Origin of the sequence: Serratia microhaemolytica, from assembly GCF_004011885.1 — a bacterium.
Classification (GTDB): domain Bacteria; phylum Pseudomonadota; class Gammaproteobacteria; order Enterobacterales; family Enterobacteriaceae; genus Serratia_G; species Serratia_G microhaemolytica.
Window position 1 is genome coordinate 1 of record NZ_SBEF01000077.1, and the last position, 3,621, is coordinate 3,621.

General features: G+C 36.4%; 4 protein-coding genes and 1 pseudogene. 4 read left to right on the forward strand and 1 reads right to left on the reverse strand.

The genetic code is table 11. From position 1 onward, the window contains the following. A partial coding sequence (locus EOJ37_RS14895; RefSeq protein WP_240651724.1) for a hypothetical protein occupies window positions 1-192 on the forward strand: 192 nt, incomplete at its 5' end. On the opposite strand, the pseudogene EOJ37_RS14900 reads toward EOJ37_RS14895, so the two are convergent. Further along, window positions 127-502, reverse strand: a pseudogene (locus tag EOJ37_RS14900) (IS1 family transposase); the annotation flags it as partial. The gene EOJ37_RS14895 and the pseudogene EOJ37_RS14900 sit on opposite strands and share 66 nt — an antisense overlap. A 132-nt stretch (window positions 503-634) precedes the next feature. On the opposite strand from EOJ37_RS14900, the gene EOJ37_RS13765 reads away from it, so the two are divergent. The 3 genes from EOJ37_RS13765 (at window position 635) to EOJ37_RS13770 (ending at window position 3,401) form a co-directional block, all read left to right on the forward strand. Continuing rightward, window positions 635-1,714 carry an acyltransferase family protein gene (locus EOJ37_RS13765; RefSeq protein ID WP_127960458.1) on the forward strand — a complete coding sequence of 360 codons (1,080 nt, stop codon included), beginning with the start codon at window positions 635-637 and terminating at the stop codon, window positions 1,712-1,714. Window positions 1,715-2,374: 660 nt separating this feature from the next. Continuing rightward, window positions 2,375-2,578 (forward strand): acyltransferase family protein, encoded by a 204-nt coding sequence (locus tag EOJ37_RS15120; RefSeq protein WP_420820643.1) that lies wholly within the window; start codon window positions 2,375-2,377, stop codon window positions 2,576-2,578. A gap of 250 nt (window positions 2,579-2,828) precedes the next feature. Further along, the gene (locus tag EOJ37_RS13770; RefSeq protein ID WP_127960459.1) at window positions 2,829-3,401 is read left to right on the forward strand and encodes an acyltransferase family protein; all 573 of its coding nucleotides are present in this window, start codon (window positions 2,829-2,831) and stop codon (window positions 3,399-3,401) included. The last annotated feature ends 220 nt before the right edge of the window (window positions 3,402-3,621 follow it).

A 3,621-nucleotide genomic window follows, 5' to 3' on the forward strand; every position in this document is an offset into this window, starting at 1 on the left:
GTTATCAAGATGCTGCTGTTTTTGCTGTTTGGTGTATGGCATGGTTTATTCTCAAGCAGAGGATGTGATGGCGAGAATAATGAAAGGCTTTATTCGCTGCGGCAAGGTGAGGCTACCGGACGCTTACCGCTTTCGCATGCGGTTATAGGCATAAAACAGCCAGCCCTGATTGCCTTTACAGCGGATATATGATCCCCGCTCATCGGCTTCACAGCAGATAACGACGCCTGGCTTGGCTCAACATGTTGCAGCTACCTGCTGCGGTGCGAGTTTTTAGATAACGGCGAAAATGGTGTTGAGACGTATCCGCAGCACCCCAGCCATTCGTTGCCATGCCAACAATGATTTGATGGATTTCGGGCTTAGCCCGGTGGCATTTGCGCTGAAACGTCTTCAAGCACAGCTTGCAGCGATAGAGCTACGCTCATGAACCGGAACGGCTGTTTCGGATAATCCCTTGAGTTTCAGGACAACGAGGACAAACTACATCAATCTTTGCAATCAATCATCCCAGAAGTAAATAGTACACCAACATTAAGTTGGCATCACTACAAAAAAAGCGGTCTCTTACAATCTGCTTATTGTAGATAATACAACTTCGATCACTCAGGCTGAGAGGAGCGTGAGATTAAAAATGAGCAACATTAAAAATAGTAACATTCAATTACTCAGAGCAATTGCTGTGTTATTGGTTATAACCCAGCATGTTCATCGCCTACCTATTCCTGAGTGGTTTTTTTCAACATATAAAGTGGCTGCGTATTGGACTGGTGTTGATATTTTTCTGGCTATATCTGGTTATCTAATGTGTAAAAGTTTAGAAAGTGAAGCTACTAAATTTAAAGGAGGAGGAGATGTCTTCTTTTCTTTTCTTGTAAAGAGAGTTGTTAGACTTATGCCAGCGCTGATTTTTTGGTGTTTAATCTGTGCATTGATGGCAATATATCTTCACCCCTTGTATGGAGTCAGTCTGTCCAAGTCATTGGAGAATTTATTTTATTCAATGCTGGGAATGTCAAATATATTATTTTATCGAGATACTATAGCCAATGTTCGTTATGATCCATTAATTTCCGTAACCTGGTCGCTAAGCTTGGAATGGCAACTCTATATTATTCTGGCTTTTCTTTTTATAACTTTCAAAAAAAAATGGTTATCTCGTGTCATGGCTGTGATTATTTTATTGTCATCAATACTGCTCCCGAATGATGTTGATTTTCAAAGAACGATTGGTTGGTGGATAAGGCCGCAGGCATTTTTTTGGGGAGGGCTGGTATACATATTTCAAAGTAAAGTTGTAATTAGAAGTAATATTTTAATCTGCCTGATTTTTTTGTTGTCAATTTTATTTTTGGTTTTCTTGACTCCAATAGTTCCTGCCCCATTTAAACTTTTTTTTATAGGATTGTCGGGTGCAGCAACTTTTGCTTCATTTTCTATATTTATGCCATGTGTGTTTCATTCCAGAGTGTTGGAGTGGATAGGTGATCGGTCATACAGCATTTATCTTTGTCATATTCCAATGATGTACATAACAAAAACTATATTAGACAAATGGTCGCACGGAGGGTTTTTGTATCAAAATATTGCATTGTACTTGATTTTTTTTATCATAATTACAGCCATTAGTTCGGATCTGAGTTATAGATTTATTGAGCGAAAATTTATTAATGCTTATAAAAATAAAAAATGCTTAAAGCGGATTCGGTGGTGACGCAAGCTTACTGATCATATATGCCGAATGATCTGAATGTTGGAGTTAGCCTATGGCAAAAGTTGGAGTAATTTGTCCTCAATGCAATCGAATTGAGGATACGCGGTATAATGGCAATTCCACATCTGATGTCCAGTGATCAAAATCTGGGTTACAACTGATGGTTACATATCGATTGACTATACCGTTGTGCAAGGTCACATCTTGTCATCTTGCTGATTATCAGCATGACAACATCAGGTTTCTGATTATTCTAGGACATACAAAGCTATCCTGCATGCGTTGATCTGTGGATTAACCTCGCTTTGCTCTCAGACGAATGATGCGATAATAATTATGTCTAAAACCATATTAGTATTGTGGTCTTGGGTGGAAAGATTGACTCTTAGCCGGTTCCATACTGATTATTATGAATTTGTCGTAAACTGCCAAACTCAATGGCATAGAGCCTTTTACCTGATTAAGCTTCATGCTTACACATCTTCTTACGGGGAAAATATTCAACAGTCATATGCCCCGCTTTATTTTGACAAAAAAGCTTTTATCTAGTCAACGTCAATAGGAGACCCAATGCGAGTGTTTCCTCAAGCTAAGAGTGCTGTATTGATACTATATAAAGTAATAATATTATAGATTATTTGTGTTATGGAGTAATGAAATATGGGAAGAATTTATTATCTTGATTTGGCAAAGGTAGTTGCTGTACTTTTAGTTGTGTTCACACATCTAAAAGAGAATCTGGGGTATTATGGCGCAACTGATTATGTTCGTATATTAACTTATTATATAGATAGAATAGGTGTTCCTGTTTTTTTATGGTTTCGGGAGTGTTGTTACTTGGTGTGGAGAAAAAATTCTCGATAAAAACAATAAAAAGAGTTTTCTATTTAATTGTTGGTGTGTCAATTGTGTCAGTTATGACAAATTTCGTATATTACCATCTTTTTCAAGGCCTTGACTCCATATTAGTTAGTGTAAAGTACAATAACACACTAACAATAAAAAACATAGATAAGGCATATCACTTGTGGTATATGTTTTACTATCTTCCATTGTTTATTTTATCAATACCTTTATCTGCATTTACTGCTAAGGCGTCACAAGAACAATTGGCTTGGTTTTGTGGTTTTGTGGTTTTGTGGTTTTGTGGTTTTGTGGTTTTTTGTTTGTTCTTGGACCAGTGGCTCAGGTGGTGGAAAGTAAATTAGTAAATAACAACTTCTTGGAGGTCTTAACTAAGACAGATCTTTTTTCTTATTATCTATATATGGTTCTTGGGTTGTATATTTTTAGAATAAAACATAAAGAAAACATTGTGCTACCTGTGGTTATATTGATGACCACAACTTTAGTTTCGTCAATCCTAGTATATAAAATACCATCTTGGTTTTATTTTGATATGTGGTATCCACGTGAAATTCAATTATATATTTCAGCATCATGCCTTTTTTATATACACAGTATGTTTCAAGGTGTTGGAAGAAATAAATTAATCACAGCTATTAGCATTAATAGTTACGCTATATATCTATTACATGTTCTCATACTGTATGTCTCTATTTATGTAATCGATAAAAAAATAAAAGAAACGGTATATCAAGTGGCTGTATCATTTTTTGTTATTGTGGCTTCATTCATCATTAGTTATCTTTTAAATAAAACGCCGCTGAGAAAAATTTTAATGTAATTTCAGTTTGTTGGTGGGAGTATACAAAACTAAAAAAGTAACTTAACATTGAACTTCAAACTTGAATCCGCCTTCAATGTACCCGACAATTTACTAGGGTGTGTCCCGTAACTATTTTTTGTACAATTTAGCGATATTTAGTCGAGAAGAGGCTTTTGAATTTGGCTCGTTATGATGTCCCTGATGAGGCTTGGGCGCTCATTTCCCCCCTGTTGCCGCC

Bases quoted from the DNA above. Each gene is read 5' to 3' on its own strand.
- EOJ37_RS13765 (WP_127960458.1), top strand. From the start codon at position 635: ATGAGCAACATTAAAAATAGTAACATTCAATTACTCAGAGCAATTGCT.
- EOJ37_RS15120 (WP_420820643.1), top strand. From the start codon at position 2,375: ATGGGAAGAATTTATTATCTTGATTTGGCAAAGGTAGTTGCTGTACTT.